Annotated in this window: 25 protein-coding genes and 2 pseudogenes; 25 read left to right on the top strand and 2 right to left on the bottom strand. The window is 42.6% G+C overall.

Translation table 11 applies throughout. The features are described from left to right. Nucleotides 1-42 precede the first annotated feature (42 nt). Nucleotides 43-765, bottom strand: coding sequence for a hypothetical protein (locus tag CWO13_RS10850; protein ID WP_108082922.1), 723 nt, complete (start codon nucleotides 763-765; stop codon nucleotides 43-45). A gap of 556 nt (nucleotides 766-1,321) precedes the next feature. Between CWO13_RS10850 and glpT the strand changes: the two genes are divergently transcribed. The 8 genes and pseudogenes from glpT to CWO13_RS10810 all read left to right on the top strand — a co-directional run bounded on the left by glpT (nucleotide 1,322) and on the right by CWO13_RS10810 (nucleotide 6,956). Beyond that, a complete protein-coding gene (glpT, locus tag CWO13_RS10845) occupies nucleotides 1,322-2,695 on the top strand; it encodes a glycerol-3-phosphate transporter (protein ID WP_108082921.1) in 1,374 nt (457 codons plus the stop codon). A 77-nt stretch (nucleotides 2,696-2,772) separates the two neighbouring features. Continuing rightward, nucleotides 2,773-3,828, top strand: a complete 1,056-nt coding sequence (gene glpQ / locus CWO13_RS10840) for a glycerophosphodiester phosphodiesterase (protein WP_108082920.1) — start codon at nucleotides 2,773-2,775, stop codon at nucleotides 3,826-3,828. A 243-nt stretch (nucleotides 3,829-4,071) separates the two neighbouring features. Further along, on the top strand, nucleotides 4,072-4,536 hold the full coding sequence (locus CWO13_RS10835; protein WP_107899320.1) for an ASCH domain-containing protein: 465 nt from the start codon (nucleotides 4,072-4,074) through the stop codon (nucleotides 4,534-4,536). 75 nt (nucleotides 4,537-4,611) lie between these two features. Continuing rightward, nucleotides 4,612-4,746, top strand: a pseudogene (locus tag CWO13_RS23695) (D-2-hydroxyacid dehydrogenase family protein); the annotation flags it as partial. A 39-nt stretch (nucleotides 4,747-4,785) separates the two neighbouring features. Beyond that, complete coding sequence (locus tag CWO13_RS10825; RefSeq protein ID WP_108082919.1) at nucleotides 4,786-5,286, top strand: GNAT family N-acetyltransferase; 501 nt, start codon at nucleotides 4,786-4,788, stop codon at nucleotides 5,284-5,286. 43 nt (nucleotides 5,287-5,329) lie between these two features. Beyond that, nucleotides 5,330-5,833: an HAD family hydrolase gene (locus CWO13_RS10820; protein WP_108082918.1), complete on the top strand. Its 504-nt coding sequence runs from the start codon at nucleotides 5,330-5,332 to the stop codon at nucleotides 5,831-5,833. Nucleotides 5,834-5,945: 112 nt separating this feature from the next. Further along, nucleotides 5,946-6,326: an STAS/SEC14 domain-containing protein gene (locus CWO13_RS10815; RefSeq protein ID WP_108082917.1), complete on the top strand. Its 381-nt coding sequence runs from the start codon at nucleotides 5,946-5,948 to the stop codon at nucleotides 6,324-6,326. 228 nt (nucleotides 6,327-6,554) lie between these two features. Continuing rightward, complete coding sequence (locus CWO13_RS10810) at nucleotides 6,555-6,956, top strand: NUDIX hydrolase (protein WP_102431820.1); 402 nt, start codon at nucleotides 6,555-6,557, stop codon at nucleotides 6,954-6,956. Nucleotides 6,957-7,009: 53 nt separating this feature from the next. On the opposite strand, the gene CWO13_RS10805 is transcribed toward CWO13_RS10810, so the two are convergent. After that, the gene (locus tag CWO13_RS10805) at nucleotides 7,010-7,411 is read right to left on the bottom strand and encodes a YkgJ family cysteine cluster protein (RefSeq protein WP_108082916.1); all 402 of its coding nucleotides are present in this window, start codon (nucleotides 7,409-7,411) and stop codon (nucleotides 7,010-7,012) included. 209 nt (nucleotides 7,412-7,620) lie between these two features. On the opposite strand from CWO13_RS10805, the gene CWO13_RS23465 reads away from it, so the two are divergent. The 17 genes and pseudogenes from CWO13_RS23465 to CWO13_RS10725 all read left to right on the top strand — a co-directional run bounded on the left by CWO13_RS23465 (nucleotide 7,621) and on the right by CWO13_RS10725 (nucleotide 17,760). Next, nucleotides 7,621-7,782, top strand: a complete 162-nt coding sequence (locus CWO13_RS23465) for a hypothetical protein (protein ID WP_017059212.1) — start codon at nucleotides 7,621-7,623, stop codon at nucleotides 7,780-7,782. Further along, nucleotides 7,782-8,480: a pseudouridine synthase gene (locus CWO13_RS10800; RefSeq protein WP_108082915.1), complete on the top strand. Its 699-nt coding sequence runs from the start codon at nucleotides 7,782-7,784 to the stop codon at nucleotides 8,478-8,480. The genes CWO13_RS23465 and CWO13_RS10800 overlap by 1 nt, the downstream gene beginning before the upstream one ends. Nucleotides 8,481-8,558: 78 nt before the next feature. Further along, on the top strand, nucleotides 8,559-8,933 hold the full coding sequence (locus CWO13_RS10795) for a VOC family protein (RefSeq protein ID WP_050634406.1): 375 nt from the start codon (nucleotides 8,559-8,561) through the stop codon (nucleotides 8,931-8,933). Nucleotides 8,934-9,029: 96 nt separating this feature from the next. Continuing rightward, the gene (locus CWO13_RS10790; protein ID WP_108082914.1) at nucleotides 9,030-9,638 is read left to right on the top strand and encodes a sugar O-acetyltransferase; all 609 of its coding nucleotides are present in this window, start codon (nucleotides 9,030-9,032) and stop codon (nucleotides 9,636-9,638) included. A 263-nt stretch (nucleotides 9,639-9,901) separates the two neighbouring features. After that, a complete protein-coding gene (locus CWO13_RS23690; RefSeq protein WP_086049349.1) occupies nucleotides 9,902-10,036 on the top strand; it encodes a hypothetical protein in 135 nt (44 codons plus the stop codon). A gap of 77 nt (nucleotides 10,037-10,113) precedes the next feature. Continuing rightward, a complete protein-coding gene (locus CWO13_RS10780) occupies nucleotides 10,114-10,527 on the top strand; it encodes a GFA family protein (RefSeq protein ID WP_108082913.1) in 414 nt (137 codons plus the stop codon). A gap of 2 nt (nucleotides 10,528-10,529) precedes the next feature. Then, the gene (locus tag CWO13_RS10775; RefSeq protein WP_102431826.1) at nucleotides 10,530-11,162 is read left to right on the top strand and encodes an RraA family protein; all 633 of its coding nucleotides are present in this window, start codon (nucleotides 10,530-10,532) and stop codon (nucleotides 11,160-11,162) included. A gap of 62 nt (nucleotides 11,163-11,224) precedes the next feature. Further along, nucleotides 11,225-11,713, top strand: a complete 489-nt coding sequence (locus tag CWO13_RS10770; protein WP_083702743.1) for a GNAT family N-acetyltransferase — start codon at nucleotides 11,225-11,227, stop codon at nucleotides 11,711-11,713. 18 nt (nucleotides 11,714-11,731) lie between these two features. Further along, a complete protein-coding gene (locus CWO13_RS10765) occupies nucleotides 11,732-12,577 on the top strand; it encodes an MBL fold metallo-hydrolase (protein ID WP_102431827.1) in 846 nt (281 codons plus the stop codon). A 47-nt stretch (nucleotides 12,578-12,624) separates the two neighbouring features. Next, nucleotides 12,625-12,837: pseudogene (locus tag CWO13_RS10760) on the top strand (glutathione S-transferase family protein); the annotation flags it as partial. A 98-nt stretch (nucleotides 12,838-12,935) separates the two neighbouring features. Then, a complete protein-coding gene (locus tag CWO13_RS10755; protein ID WP_108082912.1) occupies nucleotides 12,936-13,412 on the top strand; it encodes a hypothetical protein in 477 nt (158 codons plus the stop codon). A gap of 191 nt (nucleotides 13,413-13,603) precedes the next feature. Continuing rightward, complete coding sequence (locus tag CWO13_RS10750) at nucleotides 13,604-14,359, top strand: isocitrate lyase/PEP mutase family protein (RefSeq protein WP_102479157.1); 756 nt, start codon at nucleotides 13,604-13,606, stop codon at nucleotides 14,357-14,359. Between the two features lie 192 nt (nucleotides 14,360-14,551). Next, nucleotides 14,552-15,064, top strand: a complete 513-nt coding sequence (locus CWO13_RS10745; protein ID WP_108021201.1) for a DinB family protein — start codon at nucleotides 14,552-14,554, stop codon at nucleotides 15,062-15,064. 25 nt (nucleotides 15,065-15,089) lie between these two features. Beyond that, nucleotides 15,090-15,551, top strand: coding sequence for a GNAT family N-acetyltransferase (locus tag CWO13_RS10740; protein WP_108021200.1), 462 nt, complete (start codon nucleotides 15,090-15,092; stop codon nucleotides 15,549-15,551). Nucleotides 15,552-16,166: 615 nt separating this feature from the next. Continuing rightward, nucleotides 16,167-16,652, top strand: coding sequence for a GNAT family N-acetyltransferase (locus CWO13_RS10735; RefSeq protein WP_108021199.1), 486 nt, complete (start codon nucleotides 16,167-16,169; stop codon nucleotides 16,650-16,652). A gap of 62 nt (nucleotides 16,653-16,714) precedes the next feature. Continuing rightward, entirely contained in the window at nucleotides 16,715-17,104 is a 390-nt protein-coding gene (locus CWO13_RS10730) for an HIT family protein (protein ID WP_102431861.1), read from the top strand. 47 nt (nucleotides 17,105-17,151) lie between these two features. Then, entirely contained in the window at nucleotides 17,152-17,760 is a 609-nt protein-coding gene (locus CWO13_RS10725; protein WP_108083006.1) for a pyridoxamine 5'-phosphate oxidase family protein, read from the top strand. Nucleotides 17,761-17,762 lie beyond the last annotated feature (2 nt).

Below are 17,762 nucleotides of genomic sequence, written 5' to 3'. Positions count from 1 at the left end.
AGGTTTGAGGATGCCTATTTGATATGGGAATGGGGGTAATTGTTACTTCAAAGTACGTAGCTTATTGACCTGCATCTTTGCACGAACTTTGGTAACTTCTGCTTGCGAAGGTAAGTTATCTTTTACCTTGTTCTTAATATCAGCGACTGGGATGAAGTTCCACTGACCGTCGTGATACTTAACCACAAATGTCTCTCGATTCATCTCTTCACGGAACACCCAAACACCATCGTCGAGACGCTTAAAGTCACCAATTACGTTATCGTTAGTATCGCGAACCGTCCAAAATGTGTAATCATCGTCGGCATAAGTGACGGAATCTTTTTTGCCTGAGATCATCTTGTCTCCAGAGCTAACCGTGACATAGTTGTCACGAATGATGATTTCACCAACACGTTTATCATCCACGTAGATGCTGTAGAGAGTATGCTCGTCGCTAACCTGCTCGCGAACGGCTGAGACATGCGCATCGCTGTCATCTCGGTTAAAGAAAGGAATGTCTCCCAACTCAGGGATATGAACAAAACCTAAATCTGCTTGAGCGATTTTGTCTCTTAAAGTTGGGGCATCGGTACCATAACCAGGGTCTGATTCAGGGTTCTCATAACCGTCATCGTTATCTGAATCGTCTAGTCCAAAACCTGGATCGATATTTTCGAAACCATAATCACCATCAAATTGAGGTTGTGCTGGTTCTGAACCACCGCTAGATGAACAACCTGCTAAGACAGTTGCAAGAACGAGTGCGATAAGTGCTTTGTTCATGATATTTCCTATCGTTTGTTTAATTCGTAAGATGCTCACTGACTAACCTCACTATCAGGTGATGGGTACACGCCTTGTGTATAGACATTGCTGCATCGCTTGAGACATACAATAAACAATCGAGTCAGTTCGATAAATAAACGAAAAAGAATACAACACATCACGTTCTGCTATGTATCATTGGTTTTATGCATTGCAAATGGCAATGTGGAAGTTATCCATTCACACTAATTAGGCGCGAATAGGTTGGTTATTTTCACAATTGGTTAACTTAGTTGCATATTCGTGTTTGAAAGGTTCGATATTTGCTCACTCGAAAGGATGTTTTCTGTACAAGCGCGCTCTGTTCTTAAGAACAACGCAAACAAAAATATGAAGCGCAGTCTAATTAAATGAAACTAATATGCTGTATTTAAAGTTATTTTTTGTTAATAACTACCTCTATCACAGAAATTAATCCTGAAGCACATACAATCCCTCCTGTTTTCGAATGAGCGTAAGTTTTTTCGTTCGAGCATTTTTAATTCTTCCTTCGCCCAATAATTATGAGGTTCCTATGTTTGGAATATTCAAACCTATGGCGCATATCGATCGCTTGTCATCAGATAAGATTGATAGCACCTACACACGACTACGATGGCAGCTGTTTCTCGGTATCTTCGTTGGCTATGCGGGGTACTACTTAGTCCGTAAAAACTTTAGTTTGGCGATGCCTTATCTCATTGAACAAGGTTTTAGCCGCGGAGAGCTAGGGGTTGCATTAGCGGCGGTATCTATCGCTTACGGCTTATCTAAGTTCTTAATGGGCAGTGTTTCTGACCGGTCTAATCCTCGTTACTTCCTCAGCGGTGGCTTGTTAATGTCGGCACTGGTGATGTTCTGCTTTGGCTTTATGCCTTGGGCAACAGGCAGCATCACTGCGATGTTTATTCTGCTGTTCTTGAATGGTTGGTTCCAAGGTATGGGTTGGCCAGCTTGTGGGCGAACCATGGTTCACTGGTGGTCACGTAAAGAACGTGGTGAGATCGTGTCGGTATGGAACGTTGCTCACAACGTGGGTGGCGGTTTGATTGGTCCAATGTTCTTGTTGGGGCTGTGGGCTTTTAACGACGATTGGCGAACCGCTTTTTATGTTCCTGCATTTTTTGCCACTCTCGTTGCTATCTTTGTTTGGTTTACCGTAAGAGATACGCCTCAATCTTGTGGGTTACCACCGATTGAAGAACACAAAGACGATTACCCAGACGATTACGATACGTCTCATGAGAAAGAAATGACGGCGAAAGAGATCTTCTTCAAGTACGTTTTCTCTAACAAGCTGTTGTGGTCAATCGCGATTGCTAACGCGTTTGTTTACCTTATCCGTTATGGCGTACTCGATTGGGCTCCGGTTTATTTAAAAGAAGCAAAAGACTTCTCAGTAGATAAATCATCATGGGCTTACTTCCTGTATGAGTGGGCTGGTATTCCTGGCACGTTATTGTGTGGTTGGATTTCAGATAAGTTATTCAAAGGCCGACGTGCACCAGCAGGTATCTTGTTCATGGTGCTAGTGACAGTCGCTGTATTGGTATATTGGTTGAACCCAGCAGGTAACCCAACGGTTGATATGTTGGCATTGGTTGCGATTGGTTTCCTTATCTATGGTCCTGTAATGTTGATTGGTTTGTATGCACTGGAACTTGCACCTAAGAAAGCAGCGGGTACAGCTGCTGGTCTAACAGGTTTGTTTGGTTACTTAGGTGGCGCGGTTGCTGCGAACGCAATACTCGGTTTTATGGTTGACCATTACGGTTGGGATGGCGGCTTCATTATTTTGGTCGGCGCTTGTGTGGCTTCAATCATCTGTTTGCTTTACGCCTTCTTAGGTGAGCGTGCGCACCATAAACAAAAAGATCTCGAACGAGAGAAAGATGCGCTAGCTCAGTAGTGTATTTACTGAATCACATCTATAAATAACAACAGAGGCAGGTATATCCTGCTTCTGTTTTATCAAGGAAAACAATAATGAAAACAACGTCACTGTCTCTGACCTTATTAGCACTAAGCTTATCTGCAAATGTATTCGCCGATCCTTTAGTGATTGCGCATCGCGGTGCTTCTGGTTATTTGCCTGAACACACATTGCCCGCTAAAGCGCTCGCTTATGCGATGAAACCTGACTACATCGAACAAGATGTCGTGATGACCAAAGACGACCAATTGGTGGTTTTGCATGATCACTATCTAGACCGAGTCACCGATGTCGCGGACCGCTTTCCAACACGCGCTCGTACAGATGGCCGCTATTACGCGATTGATTTTACGCTCGCTGAGATCAAATCATTAAAGGTGACCGAAGGCTTTAACTTAGATGAACAAGGTAATAGAGTAGCAGGGTACCCAACGCGCTTCCCAATGTGGCAGTCTGATTTCCGTGTCGCTACCTTTGCTGAAGAAATCGAGCTGATCCAAGGCTTGAATAAGACCCTTGGTTATAACGTGGGTATCTACCCAGAAATCAAAGCACCTTGGTTCCATCGTCACGAAGGCAAAGACATCTCCAAAGCGGTACTTGCGACCTTGCATCAATATGGTTACCTATCGAAAGGCGACAAAGTGTATTTGCAGTGTTTCGACGCCAATGAACTTCAACGTATTAACGATGAGCTCATGCCTGCGATGGAAATGGATCTTAAGCTCGTTCAGTTGATGGCCTATACAGATTGGAATGAAACCATGACGTACCAAGGTGACAAAGAAACGCCTTACAGTTACGACTGGATGTTTGAAGCTGGTGGCATGGAAAAAGTGGCGACTTATGCGGAAGGAATTGGTCCTTGGAAGCCAATGTTGGTAGACGATGCATCGACCAAAGATAACATCATTATTAAACCGTTAATGAAGTCAGCAAAAGACGCGGGCTTAGATGTTCACCCGTACACGTTCCGTGCCGACCCAGGAAGAATCCCAGCTTATGCTGATAACTTTGATGGCATGTTGGATGTCTTCTACAACCAAGTCAAAGTCGATGGTGTGTTTACCGACTTCCCAGACAAAGCGGTCGACTTCTTGAACCGTTAGTATCCTGCCAATTACGAGCGACTAGTAACGAGATATTCAGAGCTAAAAGCACAGCCTAAAGACGCTTTTAGCTCTTTCTGTATCAGCCTTAAAATCCAATCCATATTCTTCTTTCTCAGCCCACATTTTGATATTCACTCGGTTTACAGCGATAACCTGACTTGATAGGTTACTCCCAATGCAGCCAGATGCTTAATCTATAAGTGTTTATCAGCTCAACCTAATATTGAATTTGGAAAGATCATGGAAGAAAGAAGCAAAGCTTATCTTGATAGCTACCTCAACACATTGCCAGCAGACGTTGCTTCGCAATACACCTCTTTTAGTGCCGATTATTACTGTGCTGATGAATACAACGCCAATCTCTGCGCACAGTTAATCCTCAAGGGTGAAAAACAGGCGTCTTGCAGCCTTGAATATTGGTACAGCCATGAAGGAGAAGTGATGCCTGTCGTAGGGCATTTACAAGTCGTCACCGATTGGGATGGCAAACCGGTTTGCATTGTAGAGATCACTTCAGTCTCACAGTGCAAATACAACGAAGTTACTGCTGAGTTTGCTGCCGCTGAAGGCGAGGGTGATAAAACACTTGAATGGTGGCGAGAAGCGCACTGGAACTTCTTCTCTCGTGAATGTGAAGAGCTCAAGATCTCACCAAGTGAAGACATGTTACTTATGTTGGAGCGTTTCAAAGTGGTTTATCAATAGTGAAGTCCCAGTGAGTATCATGTTGAATCTCAAGGCGTGGCACTTTTGCTATCTTGGACTAAATCAAGATAGCTAGACTCCGAACCGCTACTGTCCTTGGCAAACGTCACTGCGACTCCACATTTGGGCTATGTTGAACAAAATAGCTACCAACTCTACTTTGATATCGCCTTCGACAACATTCTGTCCTATCAAAAGGATGGCATTTAGCGATAGAATCCGCCCAAAGCAATAAAAAGGTAGAGAAGTATGAGCTTAACAATCAGAGAAGTCGCGGTAGAAGATGCACAAGGCATTATTGATGTATTGAATCCAATCATTATCGAAGCGCGTTATACGATCTTGGATCAGACTTTTACTGTTGATGAAGAAAAGGGATTCATTGAGTCGTTCCCAAAACGTGGTGTGTTTAGCGTTGCAGTCAACGAAACGACCAACCAGTTACTTGGTTTTCAGAATGTCGAACCATTTGCTACTTACACTAAGGCCTTTGACCACGTTGGTATTATTGGCACTTATGTTGATGCAAATAGCCGTGGGCAAGGCGTTGCAAAACAGTTGTTTGATTACACATTTAAAGCAGCCAAAGCGAAAGGTTACGAAAAGCTGTTCGCCTATGTAAGAGCAGACAACGAGCGCGCGTTAGCGGTATACCTTAAGCAAGGTTTTGAAATCGTCGGAACGGCTAAGAAACACGGTAAGATTGGGGACCAGTACTTTGACGAGATCCTTATCGAGAAGTTTTTATAGGCTCGCTTAAACACTAGAGAATTCATCGTATGCAGGAGGCAAGATGACAAAGCTAATCGAATTAACAGAAATAGTCTTATTCGACTGGGGCAATACGCTGATGGTCGATTTCCCAGACGCACAAGGGAAGATGTGCGACTGGGAAACCGTACAAGAAGTGAGTGGTGCTCGTGCATTACTGGCTGAGCTATCGAAAACTCACCAAGTCTATGTTGCCACCAATGCTGGTGATTCCAGTAAAGGCGACATCATTCGAGCCTTTGAGCGTGTTGGCCTGTCCCAATATATATTGGGTTACTTTTGTAAGGCGAGCATTGGCTTTTCTAAGTTCGAGTCGGGGTTCTATCCTGCCATTATTTCTAAGCTCGGTGTTGCACCACAAGACATCACCATGGTTGGCGACACCTTAGAAAAAGACATTTACCCAGCACTTGAAGCGGGTTTGCAAGCGGTGTGGTTGAACACGGAAGGAGTTGAGGTTAAGTCACAGCATCCACGTATCGTGCAAGTTAAAAGCCTAAGCGAACTGTTGGAGAAGCGCGATTAATTCTCTGATATTAAGTTCAGATAAAGCGCTTGTCTGTTTTGACGCCAATCTCTCATCTCTTTGCTGTCTAATCCTCTAAGCTAAGTCTAGTTTCCACTAAGAGGGCTAGGTTATGAGTATCGAACGTCACGGAATATCGGTTGGAATTGAACGTGTTAGCGGTGAAACCATTGTTGTGTTTAAAGCGAAAGGCAAACTCACACACGATGACTACCAAGCAATGATGCCAATTCTAAAAACCACGCTAGAAAAACTCGATTCATCTAAACTCAAGATGCTGGTCGACATCTCCACCTTAACGGGTTGGGAGTTACGTGCTGCTTGGGATGATTTCAAACTGGGATTAGAGCTCAATTCGAAGATAGACAAAATCGCGATTTATGGTGATAAAAGCTGGCAAGAATTCGCTTCAAAAGTAGGGAGCTGGTTTGTGTCTGGTGAGATCAAGTCATTCGAAGACCATGACTCTGCGCTTAAGTGGCTAGTCGATTGATTCCATCTGCGGACAGCTCGAGAGCAATCCGTAAACAACGCTAATGACAGTTGACGAGCATTGTCTCGAAAGCTGTCATTTTTTGTTTTGGATATGATATTTCCTAATCGATTCAATAGAGTATATTCATCCCAGCGTGTAACATATCCAGGCTTTGTTTGGTCGCGGTTAATGGTGTGGCTAGATTCAGTAATAACGAGAACTAAAACAGAAATAAGGTCTAACGACATGCATAAGGTAATTGATAAGCTGGCTTGGATATTCATCAAAGACGGCAAGCTGTTGATGGTGAGATCCAAAGGCAAAGAACTGTTCTACCTACCGGGTGGTAAGCGTGAAGCTGGCGAAAGTGATGAGCAAGCATTGCTTCGCGAAATCAAGGAAGAGATCTCAGTCGATTTAGTGCCTGATTCCATCAAATACGTCGAGACGTTTACAGGTCAAGCTGATGGTAAAGCGGAAGGTGTATCGGTGCAATTGACTTGTTACCTTGCTGATTATACTGGCGAACTGTCTCCAGAGGCTGAAATCGAAGAACTTAAGTTTGTTGATGGCAACGACAGAGCGGTATGTTCACTGGCAGCACTGGTTGCGCTTGATTGGTTAGAAGCGAACCAGTATTTGGCTTAAGGTTTTGGCTGATATTAGCTAATGCTGAAAATTGATCTTCAAAAGATCATCGCTTACGAATAGCTTGAAGGGCGGCTGTCTTTCATCAACAGGTCGAGTTTCCTTTGAGCTTTCTTCGTGTCTTGTAAATCCACCACCTCAATCATTTCACACTCATCTCGTACCATCTCGTTAATTAGGCTTGGGTAGTGTCGGCAATCTTCTGGTCGGTCTAAGTAAATGCTACATGTGTACTTGGCTTGAGCCTTGGTGTCTTTCGTCGGAACCAGCTCCAGAAAAGGGCAGCGAGTTAAACGTTCGCCAGATTCAGGGTCAAACCAAATCTCGCTTCCTCGAACATATTCAAAGATACTTGGGTTGAACAGCTCCCACAAATCGATCTCTTCTTGAGTCGCGGCAAGGCCACCATCTCCGTATTTGATACAGCATTTTCCGCATTGATTACAATCTTTCATTATCGACTTCATAAGTTGGTGAGCTTTTATCATTTTACCACTGATAGGCGTGGCACGTTGACTTTGTTGTTCATGGTCAAGCCGTTACGGGGCGAGAACTTGGAATAGCGGCACTCAAAATCAATTTATCTATGCACCACCACTCCAATCAAGGCTGTAAACAGTGATACAATTTGCGCCTCTCACGTTATTCAAGTAAAGGTATCAAAATGAGAACCGTATACACCACCGAAGGCAACATCAACGCAAAGAAACAGAAAGAGGCTTACCCAAAGCTCGCTTTATGTGACAAGTGCGTTGGTGATTATGTGGTTATCGAGCAAGGTGAACGAACTTACAAGCCTTGTGCTAAATGTGGTGCCGACGATTAATGCGCCTTGATAAATACCTATGTAAAAGCACTGACCTAACCAAGCCTGAAGCGATTGAACGTATCCATAATGGCGAGGTGACCGTAAACAGTGAAACAGTCACCGATGAGTCGACTCAGGTTCATGAAAGAAACATTATCTTGTTAAATGGCACGCCGCTTAAGTTACGTGAATTTCGATACCTTTTAATGCACAAGCCTGCGGGTACTATCTGCTCTAACATCGACGAAGTTTATCCTTCATTGTTCAACTACATCGAGATAGACAAAGCATCAGAACTGCACATCGCGGGGCGCTTAGATGCCGACACCACAGGATTAGTATTGATTACCGATGATGGGCGCTGGTCATTCAACATCACGCTGCCAACCAAGTCGTGTAAGAAGGTGTATCGCGTGACATTGTCACGAGATATCAGAGACGATGTCGCTGACAAGTTCAAAGCGGGCATGCAATTGCAGGGCGAGCAAAAACTGACGCGTCCGGCAGAGCTTGAAGTGATTAACAGTAAAGAAGTGCTGTTGACCATTACAGAAGGTAAGTTTCATCAAGTAAAACGAATGTTTGCTGCGGTAGGGAATCGAGTTGTTGGCCTACACCGTGAACAGATAGGTGATGTTCGTTTAGATGTTGAAGCAGGCCAGTGGCGTTATCTAACTAAAGCCGAAGTCGACTCATTTCAACAAGGCTCTGAATAAGAGCTCTGAATAAACGCCGTAACCACTTAAAGCGTTATGGGTGTCAGCACCGGAATATCAGTACTATAAGGATGTAGGATGGAAAACCTAAAAGTCTCAGAAATTAAGTCTTTCGTACCCGCGAAAGACTTCGATTTATCCAAGCGTTTTTACCAGTCAATCGGCTTCGAGCTGATGTCTGAATTTCACGATATCGCCTATCTGCGTCACGGCGGTTGTGCGTTTCTTCTGCAAAACTTTTATGAACCTGCGCACTGTCACAATTACATGATGCACTTGCTGGTTGAAGACGTAAAAAGTTGGTATCAACACATCCAAAACTCTAATGTAGTGTCGGAATTTGAAGTTACCATTTCCGAGGTTGTTGAACAGCCATGGGGAATGCTTGAGTTTTGTATCACTGACCCAAGTGGTGTGCTGTGGCGTGTGGCTGAAAACATTAGGCCGAGTTAATTCATCCAACTTACATTAAGGCCAGTGAAAACTTCAAATTATCCATCTGTTTCTTTATTTATGCCGACATAAGGCAATGATCAAATAGGTTCAAACATGGATATAAAGGCCAAAATGCACAGCCAAGACGTTTACTACTGTGACGACGTTGATTTGGTTGCTGAGCAAACTCAATGCTTAGAAGTGCTATACGATTTCAACCACACTCGCCCGAGTGAAGGTGACAAACGCCAACAAATCATGAAGCAACTGTTCGCAGAAGTCGGCGAGGGTTGTTACATCGAGCCACCATTGCGCGCCAACTGGGGTCGTCACACGCACCTAGGCAATAACGTATATGTGAACTTCAACCTCACTCTGGTCGACGACACAGACGTATTCATCGGCGACAACGTGATGATCGCGCCTAACGTAACTATCGCGACAGGCACACATCCTATCAGCCCAGAACTCAGGCTCAAGGCCGCGCAGTTCAATGTTCCCGTTCGTATTGGCAACAACGTATGGCTTGGCGCGCACACCGTCGTACTTCCCGGTGTCACCATTGGTGAAAACTCTGTAATAGGTGCAGGGAGCATCGTCACCAAAGACATCCCAGCCAATGTAGTTGCAGTCGGCAACCCATGCCGTGTGATACGCGAAATCAACGAACGCGACCGAGAGTATTACCACAAAGATCGCCGCATTCCTGATGAGCTAAAGTAAGCGATTTTTCACACGCCTGAAATTAGCTGTGACATAAGCCATTGTTATGCAATGGCTTAGTTGTATATTACTTGCCTATCTTAGAAACTAGACAGAATTATTCTGGTTTAAATGCGGAATTTTTGGGTTTAATAGCTGTAATGTCTCAGTGTTTATACAGGGTTAGGTAAAGAACGAGAACTCGGATTTATAGCCTGTGTAAGTTCGCAGGTTTTCTTAACAATTTGATAGATTTACACATCGATGTTTATGGAGGTTTTATAATGGGAACTGTAATCGGTTTGGTGATTCTAGTTGCGATAGATTGGTATCTTGTTCGTAAAACAGGGCTTCATATCCATAAGTGGATTTCTAAAAAGTATGCCGCGTATCTGTCGGAGAAGGGAAACAAAAAATAGCCTTTCTTATTAAGTCATCGGTATAAAAAGCGTTATCGGTTATTCATTTTACACACATTGCAAAGATTGGAGGATTCATGAAAGGTAAAGGAAAGTGCCTATGTGGCTCGGTTGAGTTGGAAGTAGAGTACGCCAGTAATGAATTGGGGGCTTGCCATTGTAGTATGTGTAGAAATTGGTCTGGCGGCCCGATGTTAGTCATTGATTGCTCTGATTCCGTAAAAATATCAGGTGAATCAAATGTAGTGAGATATAAGTCATCAGATTGGGCGGAAAGAGGATTCTGCGGTAAATGTGGTACGCACTTGTTTTACTTTTTGGTGCCAAATAATCAATATCATCTTCCTGTCGGTTTATTGATGCCTGGGGATGACTACAAGTTAACTCATCAGATATTCATCGATGAAAAGCCCGAATACTACGAATTTAAAAATGAAACACAAAATATGACTGGTGCAGAAGTATTTGCCCACTTTGAAAGTGGAGAGTAAATATGAAGCCAGATTTTTCTAAACTAGCGACAACCGATTACGGAAACATACTAAGTAACGAACACTTTATTAATTTTAGTATTGGTCCTCTTTGGCAGGGAATGCCGCGAATTTGTGGAGAAGCGTTTACTGTCCAGTTAACGTCTGGTGATAATTTAATGCTTCATTCAGCCATATATGAAGCACCAGAAGGTTCCATCATTGTAGTGGATGCAGTTGATAGCGAATATGCAGTAGCTGGCGGTAATGTATGTGCAGTCGCTAAGAGTCGAGGTATCAAAGGCTTTATTATTGATGGTGTCATTCGAGATTTGAGTGAAATTTCAGATATGAAGTTTCCAGTTTTTGCGAAAGGTGTTCATCCAGTACCGGGAAAGAAAGATGTCTATTCTGAATTGGGTGCTCCAATCTCTTGCGGGGGAGCAAAGGTCTCTACGGGAGATATCATTGTTGCTGATGTAGAGGGGATTGCGGTTATTCCTAAATCAAGGAAAGACGAAGTGTTTTTAATGGCTTCACAGAAAGCAAGTAAAGAGGCGTCATTAACACTCGCTGAGTGGGAAATAAACCATAGGGCCAAAATAGCCCAAGCAATAACGTCTGCGAAACAAAAAACTGAGAGCACTGTAAGCTGATTCGTAATGCGCGGCATATTTACCTATTAATAAGCGTTAGACAATAACGAATAAATTAACCCATGGAGAAGAGAGTGATCGTACGGATTGCGACGAAAGAAGATTCAAGTATCTTGTTAGAGTTTATTGAACAAAAAGCTGACTTTGACCGAAGTATGAAAGGGTTTAGCGGTGAGATCTCGACAACTATAGAGAAAATCGAACGCACACTATTCGGTGATTACGCATTTGCCCATGCTTTAATATTGGAACGGAATAGTGAGCCTTTTGGCTTCGCACTGTATCACTATCGATATTCATCCTTCAGTGGAGAGCCATCAATCTGGCTTGACGACCTATTGGTTACAGGAAATCAAAGATCAAAAGGGTATGGCCGTGAACTTATGTTGGCTTTAAAGTCACAAGCGAAGTCATCGTCCGCCTCTCACATCTCATGGACGGCAAGTCCGCACAATAAGAAAGCGCATGATTTCTACAAAAGGTTGGGTGCAGAGGTTGAGCGAATGGATGGTCAAAGACCTTATTTCCGTTGGGCAATGTACGATTCGTGATCACATAAAAAGAGAACTATGAAAATAACGACGCTGGTTGATAACTCTCGACTGGATAATAGGAAAGATTTAGCCGTTGAGCGCGGACTATCACTGCATATTGAAACTGAATCGCTAAAGATCTTGTTCGATATGGGAAGTGGCGATACGTTTTGTCAAAACGCCCCGTTACTGGGGATTGATATCAAAGATGTAGACCTCGCCGTCATATCACACAGGCACCATGACCATTGTAATGGTGCTGCCGATTTTGTTGCTCATAACTCTAAAGCCAAAGTGTTTTTGAAACGCAGTGATGAGCGTAGCTACTACTTCCGCGCTTATGGTTTTAAAAATAATGTCGGTATTAATCCGGATTTACTGAAAAATAGTAATGGTCGCTTGAAATTCGTGAATAAGACGACAGAGATTACGCGTAATGTATTTATCATTACTGATATCAGCGATAAATACGAAAAGCCAAACGGGAATCAGTACCTTTATACAAAATCCCAGGACAAATGGAAGCAGGACTCATTCGATCATGAATTACTGTTAGTGATTAAAGAGCCGGACGGTTTAGTTATATTTACTGGTTGTGCGCATAGTGGCGTTCTCAATATGATTGATACAGCGGTTACTCTGTTCCCAGGAGAGAGAATAAAAGCCGTTGTCGGGGGCTTCCATCTAGTGGGGTTACCATTGTTCAATAGTATTGGTGGCACAAAGCAAAACATTAAAGACCTTGGACTTGCGTTATCAGAGTATCCAATTGGTAAGCTCTACACGGGGCATTGCACCGGAAAAAAAGCGTATAAGTTGTTAAAAGAAGTATTGGGAGAACGCCTGGAGGCGATTCCAACAGGTAGCTGTATAAGTGTGTAGTCACTCTCAAGCTGGTTCCAATCAAATGTCATTTTGAAGGAGGGGGTATGGCAATTTTGTTATATAGCGCAAAGGGCTCGAATAGCTCTGAACGGGTAGAGTGGGTGCTTAATTTCAAGCAAATAGCTTACGATAGAATTGAAGTTAGCTCTAATGAACTAACGACAACATACCTCGATATTAACCCGTTTGGTTATGTCCCGGCACTTTCTGTTGATGGTCTGATTTATTCTGAATCGATGGCAATCATTGAGTACCTGAACATGGCATGGGCTCAGAATGACCACTAACGCGTCGTTTTTTAGCTGCAGTAGAGTGTGGTGTTGAGTCAGTTTTAGCTTACTTGGTTAGGTGTTTTATGAAGGAAGTCGTACTATTTGCATTACTCTATTTGTGTTTTTATGGGATGTCTTTATTGGATAGTGATTTGTCCTCATTCACACATCATGTCGGTGTTATCAATATTGAGTCAGCCTATTGCGAGAATAGATCTCGGCGCCGTATATGCGAATCTATTTTTACTTTAGATGATATGCCGACCAGGTTCAGAGTTGATAAAAACCTTTCATCAACATTTAAAGAGGGAGAAATATATTATAATCGAAAAGTCGGAGTTCTATTTAATCCAAAACACGTCTCAAGCGAGAGAGAGCCTATAGAGGTAAGTAATATCATAAAAAATGGCTATTCTATTTATGGTTCTACGAAGTGGCTTAGTGGTAGAACGTTTGGTGGAATAACTTTGGTTTATCTGTGTATTTGTATTGCACAGTTTGTATTTGCTATCGATAGATATGAAAAAAAGCACAACAAAAAACTTGAGGCTGATTCTTAACGCGTGTCATCTACACTGTGCGTTCGTTTTAGTGTCTAAAGCCTATCTGTGAGGGCTGTGCTCTCCACTTAATGCCGCATTTCGTTTAATTCCCGTAACACATTTTAGTTGTGCAGGAGGTTGGTAGTGCGACTGTTCTATTTATCGTCGTTACTATGTCTGAAACCAAAACACTTTAAGGAGTATCAGACATGTTTAAGACAATGCATACCGCATCAAAACCACTCGTTATTTGTAATGTTTGGGATGTAGCAAGCGCCTTAATTGCAGAGCAAACTGGCTTTTTAGCGATTGGGACATCGAGTGCAGCGATTGCACGCAGTCACGGGCTTGACGATGGCGAAAATATCGAATTTGAAGAGATACTATCGGCGGTAAAAGCTATTGCACAGGCAACAGATCTACCTCTGAGCGTGGATATTGAATCAGGTTACGGAGATACGCCGCAGGCGATCTATGAAAATATTACTGAGTTGGTGAATGCTGGCGTGGTCGGAATCAATATAGAAGATAGCGCAGTCGATAATCGTGAGAGGCGACTTTGTGATTTGATGATGTTCTCGCAAACGTTGAGAAAAGTTAAAAGTATGCTCAACAAAGCCAACCTAAAAGTATTCATTAATGTCCGCATTGACACATTTTTAATGAATGTAAAAGCGCCTCTAAAGGAGAGCATCAAGAGAATCCAAGCCTATCAGCAAGCAGGTGCTGATGGAGTTTTTCTTCCATGTATCAAAGGAACCGATGATATCAAAGCCGTTGTAGATAGCACGTTGCTGCCCATAAATGTCATGTGTGTTCCTGAATTACCAAATTTTAAAGAGTTAGAGGCTCTTGGCGTGAAGCGCATCAGCATGGGTAATTTCTTGTATGAAGCGATGCTTTCCTCATTGCAAAAGAACCTGATAACCATAAAACGTGAGCAATCATTTAGAACATTGTTTTGATACCGCAACCCTGAATAGGGTGCAAGTGATCGGAACCTTAAACTATAGCACTTGACATCAAACCAAGTGTGGCCCCGTTCCCGTGCGCGGATAAGAGTTGGAACTTCAAAACTATATAGTTGATTCGCCTGATTTCAAAGGGTAGGGAGCTCTTAATGCACGGGAGTAAATCAAACAAAAAAGGATAAATAAATGCAGTTTGCTAAGGCATTTGAATACAAAAAATGGGCAAATAGTCAGTTACTCGATTTTGGAGCGAGACAATTCTCAAAACTGCCGGAAAACGATGGCACATTTTTCGTTAGAATTTTAAATCATACGACCGTGGTAGATAGTCTATTCATAAGTCGAATTCTCGGCGAACCGGAAAAATATACTGCTGATAATACCGTTGAAACTCCTTCGTTTTCAGAGCTGCGTGAGAGAATGGCTCACAATGATACATGGTTAGTGCAGTATGCACTGTCAGCCTCAAAAGAAGAATTAGACAAGGTTATTCAGTTTAACTTCGTAGATGGTGATATAGGGACAATGTCTGTTGAAGAAGTCCTTCTCCACTTACTCACACACGGTAATAACCACAGAGGCATGGCTTCTAGAGTGTTAGCTGAAAACAATTTAGAACGCCCAAAGGACACATTTACCCGTTACCTTCATCTCGCGGAGCCGACACGCAGAGGTAGCGCGGTGTTGAAAGAAAAATAGCAATAAGTAAATTTGGGAATTCAATATGATGACTTTAAGAACTGCAGACACTCATGAGTTAGATGATATTTATCTTATGGGCTTTGATGTATGGGGAGGTTCCGCATCAGTCGATGACTATCTAGCTTGTTGTAATAAAAATGATAAGTATCAGAAGGGAACTTGGTATGTGCTCATTGAACATCAAAAAATATTATCTTCCTTGATTGTTTATCAAGGAGTGTTTGGTCTTGTAGATGGCAGCTGCGGGCTTGGTTCCGTTGCTACACCTCCAGAGCTAAGAGGCAAAGGCTATGCTTCAAAGTTAATTAACATGATAAAGAATGAGTTACTCCAGAATCAAAATAATACGGTGTTGTTCTTACATAGTGATATCGACAAAACGTTTTATAGGCGGTTAGGGTTTACAGTGACTGGAGGTTCTGACTGCATGTACATTACGAGTGATGGTAGGGCGTTCAAAGAGACACTGCCTGGGTATTTTTAACCGCACATGTTATGTGAGCTCTTTCGCAAGAATAATGACTAGCACTTGAAATCTAAGGCTTGGCATTTAATTGAGGGAACGAATGAGAGTTTTGATATCAGGTACCAATGGGTACATCGGTCATCACATTATAACGTATTTGTAGAAAGTGGCTTGGAAGTATTTCGGTACTCTAGGGACAATAGTGTTCACCCTTCCAGTTAGCCCTTTATTCGAATCGACAGAACTTATTAGCGACTTTCAGTGAGGAAGAGGTATCAAGATAATCTGCTGTTGGAACTTGTTAGTGGCTGGCTTACCTCAAACTGGCTCATAAAAACGTTTTATCAATAGCAGCTCTTTGTTAATAATGTGTATCACTACGCACTTCCGCATCTATCCGGGCTGGTGGCATATTTGCTATGGTAGTCAGTACGTTACGGAAATATATTAGCCAGTTAGCGAAGGTTTATAACTTCTTTTAACCACCCAGTTTTGACCTTGTGCTGCTGTGATCTCCTTTCGTAACATACTAATTATTAACAGGGCGCCTCCGATAAATAAGTACCACATCAATGTGTCAACTTGGCGGTAGTAGAATCCGTGTTGCCATAAATTTGGTTTTGGAGGAAATTCATGATTAGGGAAATGTCTAAATCTGACTTTGAGTCATTTTGGCCTACGTTTTCGGCAGTGATTCAAGCACAAGAAACCTATGCATTTGATCCAGAAATGACGATGAAACAAGCCTTTTCGGTTTGGTGTGAACAGCCATCAAAAACTTATGTCTATACCGAAAACGATGTTGTTTTAGGCTCGTACTATATAAAGCCTAATGCAATGGGTCCAAGCGGTCATATTTGTAACTGTGGTTACATGGTTTCCGAAGGGGCAAGGGGGCAGGGAATCGCGCGGTCTTTGTGTGAACACTCTCAACAAGTCGCCATTGATTTAGGCTTTGAGGCGATGCAATTCAACAGTGTTGTGTCGACAAACAAAACGGCAATAAAGCTTTGGGAAAGGCTTGGCTTTAGTATTATCGGATCGATTCCCAAGGCCTATAAGCATCCTCAATTAGGGGCAGTGAGCAGCTATATCATGTATAAATCGCTTAAAAGGTAATAGAGATCGACTTCTGGTCCCTTAAGAAAGTTACCGTTAAAACTGAATTCATGAGGCTTAAAATGACGATAGTCGAAAAAGTTGTTAGTCGTGAAATAGAAGCCGTCATCGTTTATGAATCCGATAACGTGATTGCTTTTGCAGACCACAATCCTATTAATTTTGGGCATATTTTGATTTGTCCCACACATCCGTACGCCAACTATATCGATCTACCAGAAGGTGTTCTTACCGAAATTCATTCTGTCGCTAGGCAGGTGTATAGACGTATTGAAGAGGCGTTTAAACCTGATGGTATTTCATTCTTACAAAATAACGGTGACTTTAATGAGTTGTCTCATTACCACCTACATATCTTTCCAAGATTTGAGGGCGACCAGTTCGGTTGGCTGAGTAGTGAACTCGGTATTCAAAGTATAGAGCAACTGCACGAGTCATTAAAACACTTGTAATTTATAGTAAAAATTAGATGCACAAAAGTGCACGAAAAGGCTTAACAATGAGTGAAATAAAAACATTAGAACAATTAAATGAACTTTATGCCGAGCCGAGTAAAAGGGCTAAAAATAAAGTACTTCTAGCACTGGATGCCCATGCGATTACTTTGATCAATCATTGCCATTTCGCTGTTTTGGGGACGACAGACTCACAAGGCTTTGTCGATCTGTCTCCTAAAGGCGGTGAGCCCGGTTTCATTCAGGTTATCGATGAGTCTACGGTCCTAATACCGGATAGCTTGGGGAATAATCGTATTGATGGTTTAAAAAACATCATCAATAACCCTGAAGTTGGCTTGCTGCTGATGGTTAATGGGATAGATGAAGTGGTACGTCTTAAAGGTAAAGCTAGCATCCATACCGATCCAAATTTGCTTGCGGCTTGCCCTGACGGGAAGAAAGCCCCAAAAGTCGTGATTAAAATCGCTGTAGAGTCTATGTACTTTCATTGCGCTAAGGCGGTAATGAGAGGCAAGCTTTGGTCTGATACGTTTAAAGTGGAGCGTTCTATTCTGCCTTCACTGGCACAGATCATGAAAGATCAACAAAACCTAGAAGACCCTGCGATCAATCAAGACGATATGGTCAAATATTACCAATCGACACTGTGATA

The organism is Vibrio sp. ZF 223, assembly GCF_003050585.1.
In the GTDB taxonomy this organism is placed as follows: domain Bacteria; phylum Pseudomonadota; class Gammaproteobacteria; order Enterobacterales; family Vibrionaceae; genus Vibrio; species Vibrio crassostreae.
The sequence above is the reverse complement of the archived record's forward strand: the minus strand, read 5'-3'. Positions and strand labels throughout refer to the sequence as shown.